This window comes from Oryzihumus leptocrescens (assembly GCF_006716205.1).
Taxonomy (GTDB): Bacteria; Actinomycetota; Actinomycetes; order Actinomycetales; family Dermatophilaceae; genus Oryzihumus; species Oryzihumus leptocrescens.
In genome coordinates this window covers 1,243,356-1,261,443 of record NZ_VFOQ01000001.1, presented here as the reverse complement: position 1 = coordinate 1,261,443, position 18,088 = coordinate 1,243,356, and the positions used below count along the sequence as shown (strand labels likewise).

Sequence of the window (18,088 nt, the reverse complement as noted above, 5' to 3'; positions counted from 1 at the left end):
GGCGTCGCTCGGGCATGCCGGCTGACGCGGCCGTCGCGGGCCGGGGTGCGGGGCGGGGGCCTCAGGTGTGCCAGGTGACCCCGGTCGGGGCCACGGTGGCGGTCCAGCCGCGCTGGTGCACGATCGTGTGGTGCCGCCCGCACAACAGCGCCGCGTTGGACACGTCGGTGGCACCGCCGTTGGCCCAGTGGATGACGTGGTGACCGTCGCACCACCACGGCGGCGCGGCGCAGCCCGGGATGGTGCAGCCCTGGTCGCGGAGCCAGAGGTGCTTCAGCTGGGCCGGGGTGAACAGGCGTCTCGTCCGGCCCAGGTCGAGGACCTCCCCCTGGGTGCCGAGGACGACCGGGATGACCGCCGCGTCGCAGGCGATCCGGCGCACCGTCTCCGGCCCCAACAGGGTCCCGTTGCCGTGCACACCCCCGGCGCCGAGGACCGTCCCGGACCCGCACGCATCCCGCAACGACTCGAAGTCCATGGTCACGAAGACCTGCGCCTTGGTCTGCACCGGCACCTCACCCCCGGCCGCTGCCGAGCGCCAGCACGCCTGCACCAGGGCATCACCGCGCCGCTGGTCCGAGGAGCGCAAGTCCGAGATGCCGTCGACCGGGTTCGGCGCGGACAGCGGACCGATCGCCGCCTCCAACACGCTCGCCCCCTCGGGGTCCAGGCGCAGCTGGTACTCCACCATCCCGTCATCGGCCCGCCCCGCCGACAGGCTCACCCCGTGCCTGAGCCGGTCCTGGCGCACCTGGAACTCGCCCTGGCGCCCGTAGGTGGCGATGATCCGCTCCCGCAAACCCCGCACCTCCCGCGGCCCCGCCTCCTCCGCCACGGCCAGGAACCCTCCCACACCGTCGGCAACGCCGCCGGCGTCAACCGCGGGCCGAGCTTGCGCATCTCGGTCAGCGCGACCGCCGCGCAGCGCACCCCGACCCGGCCGGCCAGCACGCACCCACGAAGCCGCTGCACCGACCCGTGGTCCAACACGTGCGCCGCCCCCGCCCCGACCGGGCGGCCCACGCACGCCTGCGCCACCTTGACCAGGTCACCCGCGCCCCCGGACCGGTAGGACGGCGCCCACTCCAGCACCCACCCCGCCGCCGTCGCACACGTCGACACCTCGCCGCGCTCCAACGCCTCCGCCAGCGTCGCGACCTGACCGGCCTCACACCCACGCCGCAACGCATCCAGCTCGGCGAAGAACGGCCCCAGCTCCGCCCCCACCCCCTGATGCAGCACACCCTCCACCCCGACCAGCACATCCGTCACCGCCCGCACCAGCTCCCGCCGCCGCGCAAGCGACAAATCCGCCGCGGGCACGTCACCGGACCCGCTGGCCGCGGCCCCCTGACGATGATCCCCCTGATGCATGGTTCGAACATACATTCGACCACCGACACGTCATGGCGACCCCAGGACGGGAGGCCAACACGTCGGCGAGCGGTCGGAGGCAGCTCGCTCCCAGCACGGCGGCACGCCGGAGCGTCCCGAGCTCGGGCAGGGCCTGGCACTAACGGGATGGGTCCCTATGGCGCGGGACAGCACGCTCATCAGCCGATGAGGGGCGGGCTCGGAATCCGTGGTTTCAGGGGACCGACGCAGGCCAGCGATGGCTGCGCCACCCCTCCCACGTCGCGAATCCTGCCGGCGGGCAGTCAACAGGTTCGCTGCCGTCGAGCTCCCCTTGCGTCGGGATGCTGATGACGGCAGCCCACTCGTCGAGTTCCTCGTCGGACATGTGCCACGTCGTGTGCGGCTCTTCGGCGTGGCGCCGGTCAAGCCGTCTCCTCTGCTCGGTCGGTGGGAGTTCGAAGTAGCGCATCTCCACCGCCGCACCGAGGTCGGCGGCTGCCTGCCGCAGCGCGGAGCGCTCATCTCGACCCCAGAGGCCGAAGTCGATCACGACGTTGATGCCGAGCTCAAGAGCCCGCAGCCCGATCTCGATGAGCCGTCCTTCGATGACGTCCGCGGCCGACGGCGGGTTCGCGGGCCCGTACAGGGCCTTCACCCACTCGTCCTTCGTGAGGCGGACAGCCTTCTCCTCGACCTCGATGCGCCGTGCTTCTGTGGTCTTCCCGGTGCCCGGCAGTCCTACGGTCAGGAACAGAGTCGGTCGTGTTGTCATCGCTTCCCCATCTGAGCAGTCGCGTCGTCATCGCCGACGTGCGCTCGGACACGCCGGACCACCGGCGTGGCGACACGGATCGGCCGCTGAGCGGGTCGGCCGCCTACGCGGGCGTGCCGTACCGGACCGCGCTGCGCGCCCGGGCCTTGGCCGCCTCCACCTCGCGGTCCCGCGGCGCGGCCTGGGTCACGAGGTCATCGAGCAGGTGCTGGGTGATGTGCGCGACCTCGGCCACCGCCGCCTCGAAAGCCGAGGCGTTCGCCGCAGACGGCTTGGTCATGCCACTGACCTTGCGCACGTACTGCAACGCGGCGGCCTGCACCTCATCGCTCGTGGCGGGCGGCTCGAAGTTGTGCAACGTCCTGATGTTCCGGCACATGCCCCCGACGATGCCACGCCGCGGCGCCGACGTCAGCGCCAACGGCAGGATCGCCTCAGCCGCCGGAGACAGACAGCTCCGCCTGCGCCACGGCCTCGGCCGCAGCACCGGTCAGCTCCCGGGTAGCCAGCCACCCCTCGGGCAGGGCCACGTTGCGCGGCGAGCCGGCCCGCCCGCGCTGCCCCTCGGCGGGCTCACCCGGCCACTGCTGGTCGAGGTCGAGCGTGCCGATGAGGTCGTCAAGGGCGTCAAGGGAGTCGACGAGTGCGAGGTTGTGCCGCACGTGTTGCCCGGCGCGGAAGCCCTTGAGGTACCACGCGATGTGCTTGCGGATGTCGCGGCACGCCTTGAGCTCGGAGTCGTAGAACTCCGCCAGGTATGCCGTGTGCCGGCGCATCGTGTCCGTGACCTGTCCCAGCGTGGGCCGCACCCGCGCGGTCGTCCCGGCGAACGCCGCGGCGAGGTCGGTGAACAGCCACGGCCGGCCAAGACAGCCCCGCCCGACGACCACGCCGTCGCACCCGGTCTGCTCCACCATCGCCAGCGCGTCCTCGGCCGACCAGATGTCGCCGTTGCCCAGCACCGGGATCGAGGTGACCACGTTCTTCAGCGCCCGGATCGCCGGCCAGTCGGCCTGCCCCGAGTACGCCTGCGCGGCGGTGCGCGCGTGCAGCGCCACGGCGGCGACGCCCTCACCCTCGGCGATCCGCCCGGCCTCGAGGAACGTCAGATGGTCGGTGTCGATGCCCTTGCGCATCTTGATGGTGACCGGCACGTCATACGGGCTGGCCTCCTGGACCGCCCCGCTGACGATCGCGCGGAACAGCTCGGTCTTCCACGGCAGGGCCGCTCCCCCGCCCTTGCGGGTGACCTTGGGGACCGGGCAGCCGAAGTTGAGGTCGATGTGGTCGGCGCGGTCCTCGGTGACCAGCATCCGCACCGCGGCCCGCACCGTGGCCGGGTCGACGCCGTAGAGCTGGATCGAGCGGGGGTTCTCCTCGGGGTCGTGCTGGATCAGCCGCATCGACTCCGGCGTGCGCTCCACCAGCGCCCGCGAGGTGATCATCTCGCTGACGTAGAGCGAGGTCCCGCCGCTGGCACCCGTACCGGCGTCGCCGTACTCGCGGCACAGCCGGCGGAACGCGCGGTTGGTGATGCCGGCCATGGGCGCCAGCACCACGGGGGACTCGATGGTGTGGCGGCCGATCTGCAGGGGCGGGAGGACAGCGGTCATGGTGGGCCCGATTCTCTCAGGCCGCGCGAGCAGGGCCGAACGGAGTCACCCCCGGGGCAGAACGTCCCTACCGCAGGAGACGTATGCCGCGCAGCATGTCCGCGTGACCCCGCGCCGCCCGGGGTCCTCGCGGAAGGCAGTGCGATGAAGAGCTTCGCCGAGCTGCAGGCCGGTCTCGGTCACGCCCTGGCGGCCAACACCGAGGGCTCCAGCACCCCGCACGTGGTGATCGCCCTGCCCTCCTACAGTGCCAGCGACTCGTTGCTGCGGCACTACGGCGAGCGCATCCTCGCCCTGGAGCACCGCTACCTGCTGGCGACCCTGATGACCCACCGGCTGGAGCGCGCCCGGCTGGTCCTGGTCAGCTCGATCGCGCCGACGCCGGACGTCCTCGACTACCACCGCCGGCTGGGTCCCCGGCCGCAGGCGTGGGGCGCCGGCACCCAGGTGGTGGCCCTGGAGGACACCTCGCCGCAGTCCCTGGCCGAGAAGCTGCTGCGCCGCCCCGACGCCCTGGACCGGCTGCGCCGGGCCGTGGGCGACCGGCCTGCGTTCATCGAGCCCTGGAACGTCACCGAGCACGAGGTCGCGGTCGCGGAGCGGCTGCAGCTGCCGGTCAACGGGATGGACCCCTCGCTGTGGCACCTGGGCTTCAAAGGCGCCGGCCGCAAGCTGTTCGCGCGGGCCGGGGTGCCCCTGCCCGCGGGTGTGGAGGACGTCCGCACGGTCGACGACGTGCTGCGCGGCATCGAGGCGATCCGCGCCGCGCGGCCCGACGTCTCGGCGGTCGTGGTCAAGCACGACGACAGCTACGCCGGCGACGGCAACACGGTGGTCAACCTGCTCGACGGCCCGGTGCCGGCGGACACGCAGACCCTGGCGCGCCGGGTGGCGGCACTGCCCCCCGGCTACCTCGCCGAGCTGGCCCGGGGCGGCATCGTCGAGGAGCTCGTGACCGGCACCGAGGTCACGACGCCGAGCGCCCAGGTGGACCTGCTGCCCGACGGCCGCGTGGTCGTGCTGGCCACGCACGAGCAGGTCGTCGGGGGCACCAACGGGCAGGTCTTCCTCGGCTGCCGCTTCCCCGCCGACCCCGTCCACGCGGCCGAGGTCGCCCGCCACGCCCGTGCCGTGGGCGAGCAGCTGGTCGCCGCCGGGGCCCTCGGCCGGGTCTCGGTCGACTTCGTCGCCAGCCGGGACCCCTCCGGGGCGTCCCGGGTGTTCGCCCTCGAGGTCAACCTGCGCAAGGGCGGGACCACCCACCCGTATGCCGCGCTGCGCAACCTCGTGCCGGGCCGGTACGACGAGGTGCTCGGCCAGTGGGTGACCACCGCCGGGAACGCCCCGCGGGCCTACGTGTGCACCGACAACCTGCTCGACGAGTCGTGGGTGGGCCTCTCCCCCGGCCCGGTGATCGACGCAGTGCGTCGTGCCGGACTGCAGCTGGACCACCGCACCGGGGTCGGTGTGGTGCTGCACATGCTGTCCGGGCTGGCCATCGACGGGCGGATCGGCCTGACCGCGATCGGGCTGGACGCCGCGCACGCCCAGGAGCTGCACGACGCGGCCTGCCGGGTCATCGCGGCGACGGCTGCCGAGGCGACGCACGAGGGCCGCCTCGCCGGGCTCACACCCTAGGCGTGAGGTGAGCCTCCACCGCGGGCCGAGCCCCGGCTCCGGTCACACACCCTCGAGGGTGGCGGTCAGACGGGCCAGTGCACCGCTGTAGCCGTGCCTGGGCGGGGTGCCGTAGCCGACGACGAGGGCGGGTGGACGGGTGACGCCCGGTGCCTCGAAGTGCGACAGCCCATCGACGGCGAGGCCACGGTCGGCAGCGAGCTGCACCACCGTCGCCTCCTCGACATGGTGGGGCAGCGACACCAGGGCATGCAGGCCCGCCGGGAGCCCGTGGATCGCAGCCCCCGGCGTGGTGCGCGCCAGTCGCGGGGCTGGGCCCAGGCAGGCTCAGCCTCCTCGCGGTTCCGGGCCTCGACCCGGCTTCCGTCCAGGACCTCGGCGTCGCCCGGCTCTCGCACGGCCCCTACCCCCAACGCGCGGCCCTGGAGGCACTCGCGAAGCATGCCCGGCGCGCCGCTGCCGCGGTGTCCGCGGACGGCCCCGGGTAGCCGGGGCAAGCTGGCCGCCGTCAGAGCCAGCCGTTGTCCTCGGCGATCCGCACGGCCTCGGCCCGGGTTCGCGCGCCCGTCTTGCCGATCACCGAGGACAGGTGGTTGCGGACCGTCCCCTCCGACAGGAACAGCTCGCGCGCGAGGTCGGCCACCGTGCCGCCGTCTCGGGCGGCCCGGGCCACCTCCGCCTCGCGTGTGGTCAGCGGCGACTCGCCGCTGACCAGGCTGTCGGCTGCGAGCGCGGGGTCGACCACCCGGAGGCCGGAGTGCACCCGGCGCACCGCATCGGCGAGCTGGCGCGCCGGGGTGTCCTTGACGACGAACCCTGACGCCCCGGCCTGCAGCGCCCGGCGCAGGAACCCGGGCCGGCCGAACGTGGTGACGATCAGCACCCGCACCCCGGGCATCGCCTCCCGCAGCGCTCGCGTGGCGGCGATACCGTCCATGCCGGGCATCTCCACGTCGAGCAGGGCCACGTCGGGCCGGTGCTCCCGTGCCGCGCCGACCACCTCGTCACCGCTGGCGACCTCGGCCACGACCGACAGGTCGGGCTCGAGGTCGAGCAGCGCGGCCAACGCACCCCGCACCAGGGCCTGGTCGTCGGCCAGCAGCAGGCGGATCGTCATGACACCGTCCCGGCGATGATCTGCATCGAGAATCCTTGTGGCTCAACGGTTCTGGTCATCAGCATGGCGCCCAGGGCCGTCGCCCGCTCCTGCAACCCGCGCAGCCCGTTGCCCGAGCGCTCCAGGACCTCCGCGTCGCTCGGGCCCCGGCCGTTGTCGAGCACCTCGACGGTGTCGGGGGTCAGCCGGATCGTGCAGCGGGTCGCCGCGCTGTGCCGGATGACGTTGGTGACGCCCTCGCGCACACCCCACGCGAAGAGCTCGCGCAGGTCTCCCGGAACGACGTCCGTCGACGTCGGCAGGTCGGCGTCGATCTCGGCGGCCAGCAGGGCCGCCCGCGCCCGGGCGAGCTCCCCCGGGAGGGTCAGCTCGCGATACCCCTCGACGGCGCGGCGGACGTCGACGAGCGCGTCCCGCGAGAGGCGCTCGAGGTCGGCCACCTCCGCGCGGGCGCGCTCGGGGTCGACCTCCAGCAGCCGTCCGGCGAGCTCGGCCTTGACCGTGATCACCGTCAGGGAGTGCCCGAGGATGTCGTGCAGGTCGCGCGCCACCCGGTTGCGCTCCTCCTCCACGGCGAGTCGCGCATTCTCCTCACGGGCCCGGGACAGGTCGATGTTGCGGCGGATGAGCTGGCTGACGCCCCACATGGCCACCGCCGCGAGGAAGATCGACAGCAGCAGGCTCGGCAGTGGCTGCCAGCCGGGGACCAGCGTGCTGAGGGCCAGGGTGGTCCCGGCCAGGAGGAGCACCGCCACGACGGCGGCGCGCGTGGGCAGGAACATCACCGCAGTGACCGTGAGGTAGACCGAGGTCGCGAGCCCGGACTCCCCGAGTGTCAGGCACATGACGACAGCCAGAGCCAACAGGAGCAGCAGCATCGCGGCCCCCACCGGCTGGGGCACCGCACCCGCCCGCAGGCTGCGTCCCCGGACCAGCGCGAACGCCACGACGTAGGCGGCGGCAAACAGGATCGTGGCAACCATGCCGACCCAGCCCTGCCAGGTGTCACGGTGCTGCCACCCCGCCTGCAGCGGATCGAGCAGGAAGACCAGCCAGATCACGGAGAACAGGTAGCCGACGCGGCGGGGTCTCCCCGCCGCGTCGGGTCCTGCCCAGCGGTCGAACGAACTCATGCCGCTCACGCTAGTCACGCCGCCGTCCTGCGTCTCAGACCCGCGCCGTGTCCTTGCGGAAGCGCCACGCGGCGCCGGCGACGAAGAGCGCCAGCCAGACGAGAAGGTTCACCAGCCACAGCGCATCGAACGAGGTCCCGGTGAGCGGTGCGTGCACCAGCTGGTTGACGCCGTACATCGGGGTGAGCTCGGCGATGTGCCGGAAGGTGCTGCCCATCTGCTCCAGCGGGATGAACAGGCCGCCGCCGAAGGCGAGCAGGGCCAGCACCGGACCCAGGATCTGCATGACGTTGTCGCTCGGCAGCAGGTAGCCCATGAACAGCCCGAACGCCGCGAACACCAGCGACCCGACCCAGGCGATGAGGCCGGTGACCAGCCACAGCCGGGGGTCCATGTGCGCGTGGCTCATGGCGCCGACGCAGTAGGTGGCGACGACCGAGGCCAGGCCCATCGTCATCGCGGTGACCATCTTGGTCGCCACGTAGGCCACCGGGGACAGCGGCGTCAGCCGCAGCTGCCGGCTCCAGCCGAGCGAGCGCTCGATGGAGACCATCGCCCCACCACTGGTCGTGGCGATCATGGCGCCGTAGATGGCCATGCTGATCATCACGTAGGCCGCGCCGTTGCCGTGCCCGACGTTGTCGTTCGAGTACTTCTGGCCCACGCCGAAGATGAGGAAGAACACCACGGGCATGACGACGGTGAAGATCACGGCCCGGCGGTTGCGCAGCAGCCGGCGCAGCTCGATCCGCAGCAGGGTCGCGCTGAAGCCGCCCATCGGCGGCACGTGCCGCTCCTCGCGGCTGCCCAGGGCGCTCGTGGTGGCGGTCATCGGGTCACGTCCTCGGTCTCGTCGTCGCCGGTCAGGGCGACGAAGGCGTCCTCGAGCCCGCGCGCGGTGATCTCCAGGTCGCGGGCGTCGGTGGTGGTCAGCAGGTGGCGCGCGACGGCGTCGGTGTCGCGCGAGTGGATCAGCACGGTGTCGCCGCGCACCTCGACGCCCTCGGCACCGGGTATGCCGCGCAGCGTCGCCTCGGTCGCGCCGGGCAGGGTGGCCCGGAGCGTGCGGCCCGAAGCCATCGCCTTGATCTGGGCGGGGGTGCCGTCACCGACAACCATCCCCTTGCGCACCAGCACGATCCGGTCGGCGTAGGAGTCGGCCTCCTCGAGGTAGTGCGTCGCGAACAGGACCGTGCGGCCCCTCTCGGCGTCCTCGCGGATGGCGGCCCAGAACGAGCGCCGGGACTCCACGTCCATGCCCGTGGTGGGCTCGTCGAGGATGACCAGCTCGGGGTCGGACAGCAGCGCCATCGCGAAGCGCAGCCGCTGCTGCTCCCCGCCGGAGCACTTGCCGACGAGCCGGTCGGCGATCTCGGTGATGCCAGCCCGTGCCAGGGCCTCGTCCACCGGACGGCTCCGGGCGAACAGGCTCGCCGTGTAGGTCGCGGTCTCGCGGACCGTCAGGTCCTTGAGCAGCCCCCCGGTCTGCATGACCGCGGAGACCATCCCCCGCCGGATCGCCTGGTAGGGCTCCATCCCGAAGACGGACACCTCGCCGGCGGTCGGCGCGGACAGGCCCAGCACCATGTCGATGGTCGACGTCTTGCCGGCGCCGTTGGGGCCGAGGAAGGCGACGATCTCGCCGGGCCGCACGGTCAGGTCGATGCCCCGGACCGCCTCGACGGAGCCGAAGCTCTTGCGCACCCCGCGCAGGCTGATCGCGTCAGCCGCGGAGGCTCCCACCCCTGCGGAGTCCCGCAGGGACTCCAGTGAAGTCGTTGTCATGGCAGTGATCCTGTCGCCCGCGGCGACCGGGCGCGCCCGACGCGCGTCACGGCATACCCATGACATCCGTCAGGCTCGCGACGCACGTGAGCCCCGGCACCCAGTGGGCGCCGGGGCTCAGCAGCCGTCGTGCGTTGTCAGCAGCCGAGGAGGCGGCTGGCGAGCCAGCCCTCGACCTGGTCGAGGGCGACGCGCTCCTGGCTCATCGTGTCGCGCTCGCGGATCGTCACCGCGTGGTCCTCGAGGGTGTCGAAGTCGACGGTGATGCAGAACGGGGTGCCGATCTCGTCCTGACGGCGGTAGCGGCGGCCGATGGCGCCGGCGTCGTCGAAGTCGATGTTCCAGTGCTGGCGCAGCTGCGCGGCGAGGTCCTTGGCCTTGGGCGTGAGGTCGGCGTTGCGCGACAGCGGCAGCACCGCGGCCTTGACCGGCGCGAGGCGCTTGTCGAGCCTGAGGACGACGCGCTTGTCGACCCCGCCCTTGGTGTTGGGCGCCTCGTCCTCGGTGTAGGCGTCGATGAGGAACGTCATCAGCGAGCGGGACAGGCCGGCTGCCGGCTCGATGACGTAGGGCGTCCGGCGCTCACCGGTGGCCTGGTCGAAGTAGGTCAGGTCGGCGCCGGAGTGCTTGGCGTGGGTCGACAGGTCGAAGTCGGTGCGGTTGGCGATGCCCTCGAGCTCGCCCCACTCGGAGCCGGCGAAGCGGAAGCGGTACTCGATGTCGACCGTGCGCTTGGCGTAGTGCGACAGCTTCTCGGGCAGGTGCTCGAAGTGGCGCAGATTGTCCTTGTTGATGCCCAGGTCGGTGTACCAGCGGGTGCGCTCGTCGATCCAGTACTGGTGCCACTCCTCGTCCTCGCCCGGCTTGACGAAGAACTCCATCTCCATCTGCTCGAACTCGCGGGTGCGGAAGATGAAGTTGCCCGGGGTGATCTCGTTGCGGAACGACTTGCCGGTCTGCGCGATGCCGAACGGCGGCTTCTTGCGCGCAGCGCCCATGACGTTGGCGAAGTTGAGGAAGATGCCCTGCGCGGTCTCTGGGCGCAGGTAGTGCAGGCCGGACTCGTCCTCGACGACGCCGAGGTAGGTCTTGAGCAGGCCGGAGAACTGCCGCGGCTCGGTCCACGCGCCACGCGTGCCGCAGTTGGGGCAGGCGACGTCCTTGAGGTCGACGTCGTCGGGGTTGGCGATGCCCTTCTTCTCCGCGACCGCCTCCTGCAGGTGGTCGGCACGGAAGCGCTTGTGGCACGACTGGCACTCGGTCAGCGGGTCGGAGAACGTCGCGACGTGGCCGGAAGCCTCCCAGGTCTTGGTCGGCAGGATCACCGAGGAGTCCAGGCCGACGACGTCGTCGCGCTGCTGCACCATGGCCTTCCACCACTGGCGCTTGATGTTCTCCTTCAGCTCGACGCCGAGGGGACCGTAGTCCCAGGCGGAGCGGGTACCTCCGTAGATCTCACCGCACGGGAAGACGAAGCCCCTGCGCTTGCAGAGGCTGACAACGGTGTCGACGGTGGAGGTAGGAGCAGCCATGCGCCCAAGGTTATCGGCCACGACGCGCTCCCCACACGCGAGTATGCCGACCGCCCACCTCCCAGCCCCGGCCCGCGTCCCGGTCCGACCCACCTGAGGTCGACCTCGCCTGCCGGCCCGGCCCGGCGACCGACCCCGGATCTGCCCGCCGACCCCGGAAGCGTGTCTCCAACCCCGCGGGCGCACGCAGGGTCGACGGCACAGACGGGGGGTTCATCCGGCCACTCGTGCGCTCCTGCGCGCTCGCGCGAAGGCGGTCTGGATGCTGGCGAGCGTCGCGCCGGGGTCGTCGAGGGCCCGCCACGTCAGGCGCACGATCTCCAGGCCGAGCGCCCTCAGCCGGTCCTCACGCAGCTTCTCCTTCACCAGCTCCTTCTGGCCGAGGTTGCCGCCGTACTTGAGCAGCCCGTCGAACTCGACCACGGTCCGCTGGCCACGGAACAGGAAGTCCACCCAGCCGACCAGTGAGCCCCGGGCGTCATGCAGCTCGACCTGCAGCTCGGGCTCGGGCAGGCCCAGCGCACGCAGCAGCACCCGGGTGCGGCTCTCGCCCACCGAGCCGGACCGTCCGTCGACCAGCTCGGTGACTGCCCGGGCACTACCCCGCCCGCGCCCGAGGGCCAGCCCTGCCAGGGCCCTGCGAAGCTCCTCTCGCGTCGCCATCCCGCGGCGCAAGGCCTCGTCGGCGGCGACGACACCCGACTCGACCCCGGCCCATGCGGCCCACTGCAGCACCGCCTCCGCCGGGCGCACGCACCGCACCCCGGCCCGCCGTGTCACCGCTTCGGGTGGTACCGCGGCGTGGGCCACCACTCCCGCTACCGGGCGGTGCTTCCCAGGGCTGGTCCGCGCGACGTGGATCTCGGGCCGAGCCCCCTTTGCCTCGAACACCGGCAGGTCGAGCAGGGCCAAAGCCGAGGCATGGCTTGCAGCCCACCCGGGTCCCAGCGCGCGGCAGACCGACGTGACGGCCAGTGCACGCCGCCCCTCTGGTGACGTCGCCTCGAACCGCGACCGGTCGACATACGCCCCGGACCGCACGCGCAGCAACCGACCGCCGCGGACGAGACGGGACAGACCCGCCCGCGTCAGCCCGCAGTCGGTGGCGTCACGGGTGGTCAGCACCCCGCCCTGCGCGGTGAGGCGAATGTCGAGGAGGTCAGCCATCCCGCGACCGTCCCGGACCGGCCGCACTCCGACAAGGCCGCGGGCCGAAGCTGTGGACAGGGCGCGGCGCCAACCCACCCTTGTGGACAGCGGCTTCCTTCCAAGCCCGCCCCCGGATCTGGCCGTCGACCCCGCAACCGCGCATCCGGCCCCGCGGGCGCCCCGGGGCCCGGGCGGCATCCCCGGGGCTGGTGGGCGATATCGGGGGTCGGACACCCTGCGCGGGACCCCCCGCACGCGGCCCCGAAACGGACATCTTCCGCCAACGCGTGGCGACTGCTACGTTTCGGCCGACAAATTTGCCCGCACACAGGGGGATCCCCACATGTCGTTCACCGACGCCATCCGCACCGGCTTCGCCAAGTACGTCACCTTCTCCGGCCGCGCCCGCCGCTCGGAGTACTGGTTCTGGACCTTGTTCTCCGTCCTCGTGTCGGCCGTGGCCAGCGTCATCAGCAACGCGGCGCACACCCAGATCATCAGCTACGTCGCCACGCTCGCGCTGTTCCTCCCCGGCCTGGCCGTGGCCGTGCGCCGTCTGCACGACACCAGCCGCACCGGCTGGTGGGTCCTGATCGCCGTCGTGCCGCTCGTGGGGGCCATCGTCCTGCTGGTCTTCATGGCCATGGACAGCACCCCCGGCGACAACGCCTACGGCCCCAACCCCAAGGCCCTGCAGGCGGCCCCGCCGGCTCCCGGCGCCCCGTACGTCGGCGCCTGAGCGACACCCGCACCACCCGCGAGGGCGGACCCGTCACGGGTCCGCCCTCGCGCGCGTCCGGGCCCGGACGGCCCCTCCCGTACGCTCTCCCCCGTGCGAGACAAGATCGAACGCGCCAGCGTGCCCGTCCTGACGTTCCTGGCCCGGCTGCCCCGCCTCGTCCCCTTCGTCATCCTGCTGGTGCTGCTGCTGGCCGGCGCCATCGCCGGCCACGCGCTCGGCTTCGTCCTCATGGGCCTGGCCGCGCTGTTCGTCGGCTGGCTGCTCTACCTGGCGTGGCCGCGACTGACCAGCTCCGAGCGCCTCATGCGCTCGGCCGTCGTGCTGCTCGCCGTCGCCCTCGCCATCACCCAGCTGTTCCCGCGAGGCTGACCCGGCCACCCGGCATACCCGGGTGGTTTTGACAATCATTCTCAACTAGCCGCAGACTGCGGGTATGCCGTCCCGCCTGCTCCGCCTCGCCGCTCCCCTGGCCCTCGTGGCGGCGACGGCGCTCGGCGGCTGCGCGTCGGCGACCGCCGACGACGGGCGGGTCCCGGTGGTGGCCTCCTTCTACCCGCTGGCGTTCGCCGCCGAGCAGGTCGGCGGCGACCACGTGCGCGTGACCAACCTGACCAAGCCGGGCGCCGAGCCGCACGAGCTCGAGCTCGGCCCGCGGGACGTGCTGACGGTGGCCAAGGCTCGAGTCGCGGTCTACGAGAAGGGTTTCCAGCCGGCCGTCGACGACGCGATCTCCCAGCAGGCCACCGACAACGCCCTCGACGTCGCCCGCGCCGCCCACCTCGACCTGCACCTGGAGGGCGGCACCGACCCGCACTTCTGGCTCGACCCGACCCGCTACGCCGCGGTCGCGAACGCCATCGCCGACCGCCTCGCCCGGGTCGACCCCACCCACCGGGCCGACTACGCGGCGAACGCCCGCACGTTCACCGCGCGGCTGGCCGCCCTCGACACCACGATGCGCCAGCGCCTCGCCTCGTGCCGGCAGCGGCAGCTGGTCACCAGCCACAGTGCGTTCGGCTACCTGGCCCGGCGCTACGGGTTCACCCAGGTCGGCATCACCGGGCTGAGCCCCGACGCCGAGCCCAGCCCCTCGGCTCTGGCCGACGTCGCGCGACTGGTGCGCTCCCGCGGCGTGACCACGGTCTACGCCGAGACCCTGGCCAGCCCGGCGATCGCCGACACCGTGGCCAGCGAGACCGGAGCCCACGTCGTCACGCTCGACCCGCTCGAGGGGCTCACCGCCCGCTCCGCGGGACACGACTACTTCGCGGTGATGCAGGCCAACCTGCGCGCCCTCCAGGCCGGACAGGACTGCCCATGACCCAGACCCGCCCCACCCCCGTGATCTCGCTGCACGACGCGGCGTTCGGCTACGCCGACCGCGCCGTCCTGACCGGCGCCACGCTGGACGTGCAGCAGGGCGAGGTCCTCGCCCTGCTCGGCCCCAACGGCTCCGGCAAGAGCACGCTCGTGCGCGGGCTGCTCGGCCTCAACGACCACGTCGGCGGGCAGGTGGAGCTGTTCGGCACCCGGCTGGAGGACTTCCGCGAGCACGCCCGGCTCGGCTACGTCCCGCAACGGCACACCCTCTCGGCCTCGGTGCGCGCCACGGTCAACGAGATCGTGGCCATCGGGCGGCTGCCGCACCTGCGCTGGTGGGGCCGGCCGACCCGCGCCGACCGCGCCATCATCGAGGAGTCGCTCGAGCTCGTCGGCCTGGCGGACCGCGCCGAGGCCGACGTGAGCACCCTCTCCGGCGGGCAGCAGCGCCGGGTCCTCATCGCCCGGGCGCTGGCCGCCCAGCCCGACGTGCTGGTCATGGACGAGCCGACCGCCGGCGTGGACGAGGCCAACCAGCGGGTGCTCTCGGAGGTGCTGGCCCGGCTGGCCGAACGCGGCACGACGATGCTCATCGTCACCCACGAGCTCGAGCCGCTGCGCGACATCGTCAGCCGGATCGTGGTCGTCACCTCCGGCCGGGTCAGCTTCGACGGCTCGCCGGAGCGGTTCGCCGCCGAGCGGGCCGCGCTGCCCGCCCTGGACCACGGCCACCACCACGACGACGAGCCCCGGCCGGGCAGCCACCGCCCCGCGACCACCCCCGCGGCCGGCCCGCTCGACCCCGCCGGAGGTCACCGTGCTTGAGCTCCTCAGCTACGACTTCATGCAGCGGGCCCTGCTCGCCGCCCTGCTGGTCGGCATCGCCGCGCCGATGGTCGGGGTCTTCCTCGTCCAGCGCCGGCTCTCCCTCATCGGTGACGGCATGGGCCACGTGGCGCTGGCCGGCGTCGCGGTGGGCGTGCTGACCGGCACCGCCCCGGTGTTCACCGCGCTCGTGGCCGCCGTGGCCGCCGCCGTGGTCGTCGAGCTGATCCGCGCGCGTGGGCGCACCAACGGCGACGTCGCCCTCGCCGTGCTGTTCTACGGCGGCATCGCCGCCGGCGTGGTGGTGATCTCCCGCTCCAGCAACGGCACGGCCAGCAACCTCACGGCATACCTGTTCGGGGCCATCACCACGACGACCGCCACCGACCTGTGGGTCTTCGCCGGGCTGGCCCTGGTCGTGGTGGCCAGCACCTGGCTGCTGCGGCCGCGGCTGTTCGCCGTGGCCAACGACGAGGAGTATGCGCGGGCCACCGGCATGCCGGTCACCGCCCTGAACATCGCGCTGGCCGTCCTCACCGCCGTCACCGTCGTCGTGGCGATGCGGGTGGTCGGCCTGCTGCTGATCAGCGCCCTGATGATCGTCCCCAACGCGGCGGCGCAGCTGCTCGCCGGCAGCTTCCGCGCGGCGATCCGGTGGGCGGTGCTCATCGGCGTCGTGGCCAGCGTCGGCGGGGTCGGGCTGTCCTTCTACGCCAACACCCCCTCGGGTGGCACGATCGTGCTGCTGGCGATCGCCGTCTTCCTCGCCGCGGCGGTCGGCACCGGGCTGCGCTCCCGTCTGGGCCGCCGGACCCACCTGCTCGCCGAGGTCCACGACCACGAGCACGGCCCCGGGTGCGGCCATCCCGCGGTGGCGCACGGCGACCACGTGGACTACCTGCACGACGGGCACCGTCACGCCCCACACGAGGGGCACTACGACGAGCACGTCCTGGGCGCCGAGGGGGCGCCCGCCGGGCACGACGAGCACGCCTCCGGCGGGAAGGTGGGCCACTGATGACCCAGGCGTCGCGACGTCCGACCCGGCAGCGGGCAGCGGTGGAGGCACTGCTGCGCGAGGCCGACGAGTTCAGCTCGGCCCAGGAGCTGCACGCCCGGCTGCGCGCGGCCGGCGACAGCGTCGGCCTGGCCACGGTCTACCGCACCCTGCAGGCGATGGCCGCCGACGGCGAGGTCGACATGCTCCGCACCGACGACGGCGAGGCGGTCTACCGCCGGTGCAGCACCGGGCACCACCACCACCTGGTCTGCCGCTCCTGCGGCGCGACGGTCGAGGTGGAGGGACCCGCGGTCGAGCGTTGGGCCGCCCAGGTCAGCGCCGAGCACGGCTTCACCGACGTCAGCCACACGCTGGAGATCTTCGGCACCTGCACGGCCTGCGCCGACGCCTGAGCCTCAGCAGCCCGTCGCGCCGGCGAGGCGAGTGGCCTACAGGCCGGTGTCCTCCAGGGCAGGCGCCGGCGCCGGCGCCGCAGCAGCCCCGGCCGCCCGGTCCACCGCCCCGCCGTAGCGGCGGTCGCGCTCGGCGTAGGTCTGGATCGCCTCCCAGAGGTGACGCCGGTCGAAGTCGGGCCAGAGCGTGTCGAGGAAGACCATCTCGGCGTAGGCCGACTGCCACAGCAGGAAGTTGCTCGTGCGCTGCTCCCCCGAGGACCGCACGAACAGGTCCACGTCGGGCATGTCCGGCTGGTCGAGGTAGCGGGCGATCATCTTCTCGTCGATCGCCCCGGGGCGCAGCCGGCCGGCCTGGACCAGCTCGGCGATGCGCCGCGTGGCGTCGGCGATCTCGGCCCGGCCGCCGTAGTTGACGCACATCGTCAGCGTCAGCACGTCGTTGCCCCTGGTCATCTCCTGGGCGACCTCGAGCTCCTTGATCACGGACCGCCACAGCCGCGGGCGCCGGCCCGACCAGCGCACCCGCACGCCCCACGCGTTGAGCAGGTCGCGGCGCCGCCGGATGACGTCGCGGTTGAAGCCCATGAGGAACTTGACCTCCTCGGGCGAGCGCTTCCAGTTCTCGGTGGAGAAGGCGTAGGCCGAGACGTGCTTGACGCCGATCTCGATCGCACCGGCGACCACGTCGAGCAGCGAGGCCTCACCGGCCTCGTGCCCCTTGGTCCGCGGCAGCCCGCGCTGGTTGGCCCAGCGACCGTTGCCGTCCATGACGATCGCCACGTGCTGGGGCACCAGCTCGGCGGGCAGCACCGGGGGCCGCGCCCCGGAAGGGTGCGGGTAGGGGGCCTGGCTCATGCGCGCTCTCGCTCCACGAGGCGCAAGGATCTCACGCCGCGTTCGAGGTGCCACTGCAGGAAGGCCGCGACCAGGCCGCTGCCCTCGCGGCGGTGCTGCGGGACGCTGGCGTCGGCCACGACCCAGTCCCCGGCCAGCAGCGAGGCGAGCAGCTCCATCGTGGCCGGGGCCGGGGCGGCCGAGCCGGGCGTGCGGCAGGACGGGCAGACCGTGCCGCCGCTGGCGATGTTGAACGCGCGGTGCGGCCCGTCGGCACCGCAGCGGGCGCAGTCGTGGAAGCTCGGCGCCCAGCCGGCCACGGCCAGGGAGCGCAGCAGGTAGGCGTCCAGGACCAGCCCCGGGTCGTGCTCCCCGCCGGCCAGGCTGCGCAGCGCCCCCGCCAGCAGCAGGAACTGCTGCACCGCCGGCTCGCGCTCCTCGGTGAGCCGGTCGGCGGTCTCCAGCATCGCCGTCGCGGAGGTCCAGGCGGTGTAGTCGCGCGCGATGACGTCGCCGTACGGCGCGAGGGTCTCGGCCTGCGTGACCGTGTCCAGCGAGCGCCCCTCGTAGAGCTGGACGTCGACGACCATGCACGGCTCGAGCCGGGCCCCGAAGCGGGACTTGGTCCGCCGCACCCCCTTGGCCACCCCGCGCACCTTGCCCTGGGTGCGGGTCAGCAGGGTGACGATGCGGTCGGCCTCGCCCAGCTTCTGGGTGCGCAGGACGATCGCCTCGTCGCGGTAGAGCGGCATGGGTCCATTCTCCTACGGACCGCCCACACCGCCGGTACGCCGTGCCGCGCGGCCGCGGTCCGCGTCACCACGGCGGACACGACGCCGGTGGCGGCCACCCGGCA

Annotated in this window: 19 protein-coding genes and 1 pseudogene; 7 read left to right on the top strand and 13 right to left on the bottom strand. The window is 72.9% G+C overall.

Features of this window, described 5'->3' with window-relative positions; genetic code table 11:
• Nucleotides 1-61: 61 nt before the first annotated feature.
• The 4 genes from FB474_RS06040 to dusB all read right to left on the bottom strand — a co-directional run bounded on the left by FB474_RS06040 (nucleotide 62) and on the right by dusB (nucleotide 3,741).
• On the bottom strand, nucleotides 62-853 hold the full coding sequence (locus tag FB474_RS06040; RefSeq protein ID WP_425465301.1) for an HNH endonuclease signature motif containing protein: 792 nt from the start codon (nucleotides 851-853) through the stop codon (nucleotides 62-64).
• Between the two features lie 735 nt (nucleotides 854-1,588).
• Nucleotides 1,589-2,128 carry an ATP-binding protein gene (locus tag FB474_RS06035; RefSeq protein WP_141787820.1) on the bottom strand — a complete coding sequence of 180 codons (540 nt, stop codon included), beginning with the start codon at nucleotides 2,126-2,128 and terminating at the stop codon, nucleotides 1,589-1,591.
• 103 nt (nucleotides 2,129-2,231) lie between these two features.
• Nucleotides 2,232-2,507, bottom strand: a complete 276-nt coding sequence (locus FB474_RS06030) for a DUF2277 domain-containing protein (RefSeq protein ID WP_141787819.1) — start codon at nucleotides 2,505-2,507, stop codon at nucleotides 2,232-2,234.
• A 55-nt stretch (nucleotides 2,508-2,562) separates the two neighbouring features.
• Nucleotides 2,563-3,741 (bottom strand): tRNA dihydrouridine synthase DusB, encoded by a 1,179-nt coding sequence (gene dusB / locus FB474_RS06025; protein WP_141787818.1) that lies wholly within the window; start codon nucleotides 3,739-3,741, stop codon nucleotides 2,563-2,565.
• 144 nt (nucleotides 3,742-3,885) lie between these two features.
• Here dusB and FB474_RS06020 point away from each other — a divergent pair, with 144 nt between their 5' ends.
• On the top strand, nucleotides 3,886-5,379 hold the full coding sequence (locus tag FB474_RS06020; RefSeq protein WP_141787817.1) for a peptide ligase PGM1-related protein: 1,494 nt from the start codon (nucleotides 3,886-3,888) through the stop codon (nucleotides 5,377-5,379).
• A gap of 42 nt (nucleotides 5,380-5,421) precedes the next feature.
• On the opposite strand, the gene FB474_RS06015 is transcribed toward FB474_RS06020, so the two are convergent.
• The 7 genes from FB474_RS06015 to FB474_RS05985 form a co-directional block, all read right to left on the bottom strand.
• Nucleotides 5,422-5,622 (bottom strand): hypothetical protein, encoded by a 201-nt coding sequence (locus FB474_RS06015; RefSeq protein ID WP_141787816.1) that lies wholly within the window; start codon nucleotides 5,620-5,622, stop codon nucleotides 5,422-5,424.
• Between the two features lie 265 nt (nucleotides 5,623-5,887).
• On the bottom strand, nucleotides 5,888-6,496 hold the full coding sequence (locus FB474_RS06010; protein ID WP_141787815.1) for a response regulator transcription factor: 609 nt from the start codon (nucleotides 6,494-6,496) through the stop codon (nucleotides 5,888-5,890).
• Nucleotides 6,493-7,629, bottom strand: coding sequence for a sensor histidine kinase (locus FB474_RS06005; protein ID WP_141787814.1), 1,137 nt, complete (start codon nucleotides 7,627-7,629; stop codon nucleotides 6,493-6,495). Before FB474_RS06005 ends, FB474_RS06010 begins: the two co-directional genes overlap by 4 nt.
• 34 nt (nucleotides 7,630-7,663) lie before the next feature.
• Complete coding sequence (locus tag FB474_RS06000) at nucleotides 7,664-8,461, bottom strand: ABC transporter permease (RefSeq protein ID WP_141787813.1); 798 nt, start codon at nucleotides 8,459-8,461, stop codon at nucleotides 7,664-7,666.
• Complete coding sequence (locus FB474_RS05995) at nucleotides 8,458-9,414, bottom strand: ABC transporter ATP-binding protein (protein WP_141787812.1); 957 nt, start codon at nucleotides 9,412-9,414, stop codon at nucleotides 8,458-8,460. Before FB474_RS05995 ends, FB474_RS06000 begins: the two co-directional genes overlap by 4 nt.
• Before the next feature lie 137 nt (nucleotides 9,415-9,551).
• Entirely contained in the window at nucleotides 9,552-10,946 is a 1,395-nt protein-coding gene (locus FB474_RS05990; RefSeq protein ID WP_141787811.1) for a glycine--tRNA ligase, read from the bottom strand.
• A 213-nt stretch (nucleotides 10,947-11,159) separates the two neighbouring features.
• Nucleotides 11,160-12,113 (bottom strand): type IV toxin-antitoxin system AbiEi family antitoxin domain-containing protein, encoded by a 954-nt coding sequence (locus tag FB474_RS05985; RefSeq protein ID WP_185746057.1) that lies wholly within the window; start codon nucleotides 12,111-12,113, stop codon nucleotides 11,160-11,162.
• A gap of 325 nt (nucleotides 12,114-12,438) precedes the next feature.
• On the opposite strand from FB474_RS05985, the gene FB474_RS05980 reads away from it, so the two are divergent.
• From FB474_RS05980 to FB474_RS05955, 6 genes and pseudogenes are all read left to right on the top strand, one after another.
• Nucleotides 12,439-12,834: a DUF805 domain-containing protein gene (locus FB474_RS05980; protein ID WP_141787809.1), complete on the top strand. Its 396-nt coding sequence runs from the start codon at nucleotides 12,439-12,441 to the stop codon at nucleotides 12,832-12,834.
• A gap of 24 nt (nucleotides 12,835-12,858) precedes the next feature.
• Nucleotides 12,859-13,206, top strand: a pseudogene (locus FB474_RS05975) (DUF6703 family protein); the annotation flags it as partial.
• A 64-nt stretch (nucleotides 13,207-13,270) separates the two neighbouring features.
• Nucleotides 13,271-14,158 (top strand): metal ABC transporter substrate-binding protein, encoded by an 888-nt coding sequence (locus FB474_RS05970; RefSeq protein ID WP_141787807.1) that lies wholly within the window; start codon nucleotides 13,271-13,273, stop codon nucleotides 14,156-14,158.
• Entirely contained in the window at nucleotides 14,155-14,982 is an 828-nt protein-coding gene (locus FB474_RS05965; protein WP_141787806.1) for a metal ABC transporter ATP-binding protein, read from the top strand. Before FB474_RS05970 ends, FB474_RS05965 begins: the two co-directional genes overlap by 4 nt.
• Nucleotides 14,975-16,000, top strand: a complete 1,026-nt coding sequence (locus FB474_RS05960; RefSeq protein WP_141787805.1) for a metal ABC transporter permease — start codon at nucleotides 14,975-14,977, stop codon at nucleotides 15,998-16,000. Before FB474_RS05965 ends, FB474_RS05960 begins: the two co-directional genes overlap by 8 nt.
• Nucleotides 16,000-16,395: a Fur family transcriptional regulator gene (locus FB474_RS05955; RefSeq protein WP_141787804.1), complete on the top strand. Its 396-nt coding sequence runs from the start codon at nucleotides 16,000-16,002 to the stop codon at nucleotides 16,393-16,395. The genes FB474_RS05960 and FB474_RS05955 overlap by 1 nt, the downstream gene beginning before the upstream one ends.
• A 36-nt stretch (nucleotides 16,396-16,431) precedes the next feature.
• On the opposite strand, the gene FB474_RS05950 is transcribed toward FB474_RS05955, so the two are convergent.
• Together FB474_RS05950 and recO are read right to left on the bottom strand one after the other, a co-directional pair.
• Nucleotides 16,432-17,253 (bottom strand): isoprenyl transferase, encoded by an 822-nt coding sequence (locus FB474_RS05950; protein WP_141787803.1) that lies wholly within the window; start codon nucleotides 17,251-17,253, stop codon nucleotides 16,432-16,434.
• Complete coding sequence (gene recO, locus FB474_RS05945) at nucleotides 17,250-17,984, bottom strand: DNA repair protein RecO (RefSeq protein WP_141787802.1); 735 nt, start codon at nucleotides 17,982-17,984, stop codon at nucleotides 17,250-17,252. The genes FB474_RS05950 and recO overlap by 4 nt, the downstream gene beginning before the upstream one ends.
• Nucleotides 17,985-18,088 lie beyond the last annotated feature (104 nt).

Coding starts and splice junctions, on each gene's coding strand:
- FB474_RS05965 (WP_141787806.1), top strand. CDS start 14,155: ATGACCCAGACCCGCCCCACCCCCGTGATCTCGCTGCACGACGCGGCG.
- FB474_RS05955 (WP_141787804.1), top strand. CDS start 16,000: ATGACCCAGGCGTCGCGACGTCCGACCCGGCAGCGGGCAGCGGTGGAG.
- recO (WP_141787802.1), bottom strand. CDS start 17,984: ATGCCGCTCTACCGCGACGAGGCGATCGTCCTGCGCACCCAGAAGCTG.
- FB474_RS06000 (WP_141787813.1), bottom strand. CDS start 8,461: ATGACCGCCACCACGAGCGCCCTGGGCAGCCGCGAGGAGCGGCACGTG.
- FB474_RS05970 (WP_141787807.1), top strand. CDS start 13,271: ATGCCGTCCCGCCTGCTCCGCCTCGCCGCTCCCCTGGCCCTCGTGGCG.
- FB474_RS06010 (WP_141787815.1), bottom strand. CDS start 6,496: ATGACGATCCGCCTGCTGCTGGCCGACGACCAGGCCCTGGTGCGGGGT.
- FB474_RS05980 (WP_141787809.1), top strand. CDS start 12,439: ATGTCGTTCACCGACGCCATCCGCACCGGCTTCGCCAAGTACGTCACC.
- FB474_RS06020 (WP_141787817.1), top strand. CDS start 3,886: ATGAAGAGCTTCGCCGAGCTGCAGGCCGGTCTCGGTCACGCCCTGGCG.
- FB474_RS05950 (WP_141787803.1), bottom strand. CDS start 17,253: ATGAGCCAGGCCCCCTACCCGCACCCTTCCGGGGCGCGGCCCCCGGTG.
- dusB (WP_141787818.1), bottom strand. CDS start 3,741: ATGACCGCTGTCCTCCCGCCCCTGCAGATCGGCCGCCACACCATCGAG.
- FB474_RS05995 (WP_141787812.1), bottom strand. CDS start 9,414: ATGACAACGACTTCACTGGAGTCCCTGCGGGACTCCGCAGGGGTGGGA.
- FB474_RS05990 (WP_141787811.1), bottom strand. CDS start 10,946: ATGGCTGCTCCTACCTCCACCGTCGACACCGTTGTCAGCCTCTGCAAG.
- FB474_RS05985 (WP_185746057.1), bottom strand. CDS start 12,113: ATGGCTGACCTCCTCGACATTCGCCTCACCGCGCAGGGCGGGGTGCTG.
- FB474_RS06030 (WP_141787819.1), bottom strand. CDS start 2,507: ATGTGCCGGAACATCAGGACGTTGCACAACTTCGAGCCGCCCGCCACG.
- FB474_RS06035 (WP_141787820.1), bottom strand. CDS start 2,128: ATGACAACACGACCGACTCTGTTCCTGACCGTAGGACTGCCGGGCACC.
- FB474_RS06005 (WP_141787814.1), bottom strand. CDS start 7,629: ATGAGTTCGTTCGACCGCTGGGCAGGACCCGACGCGGCGGGGAGACCC.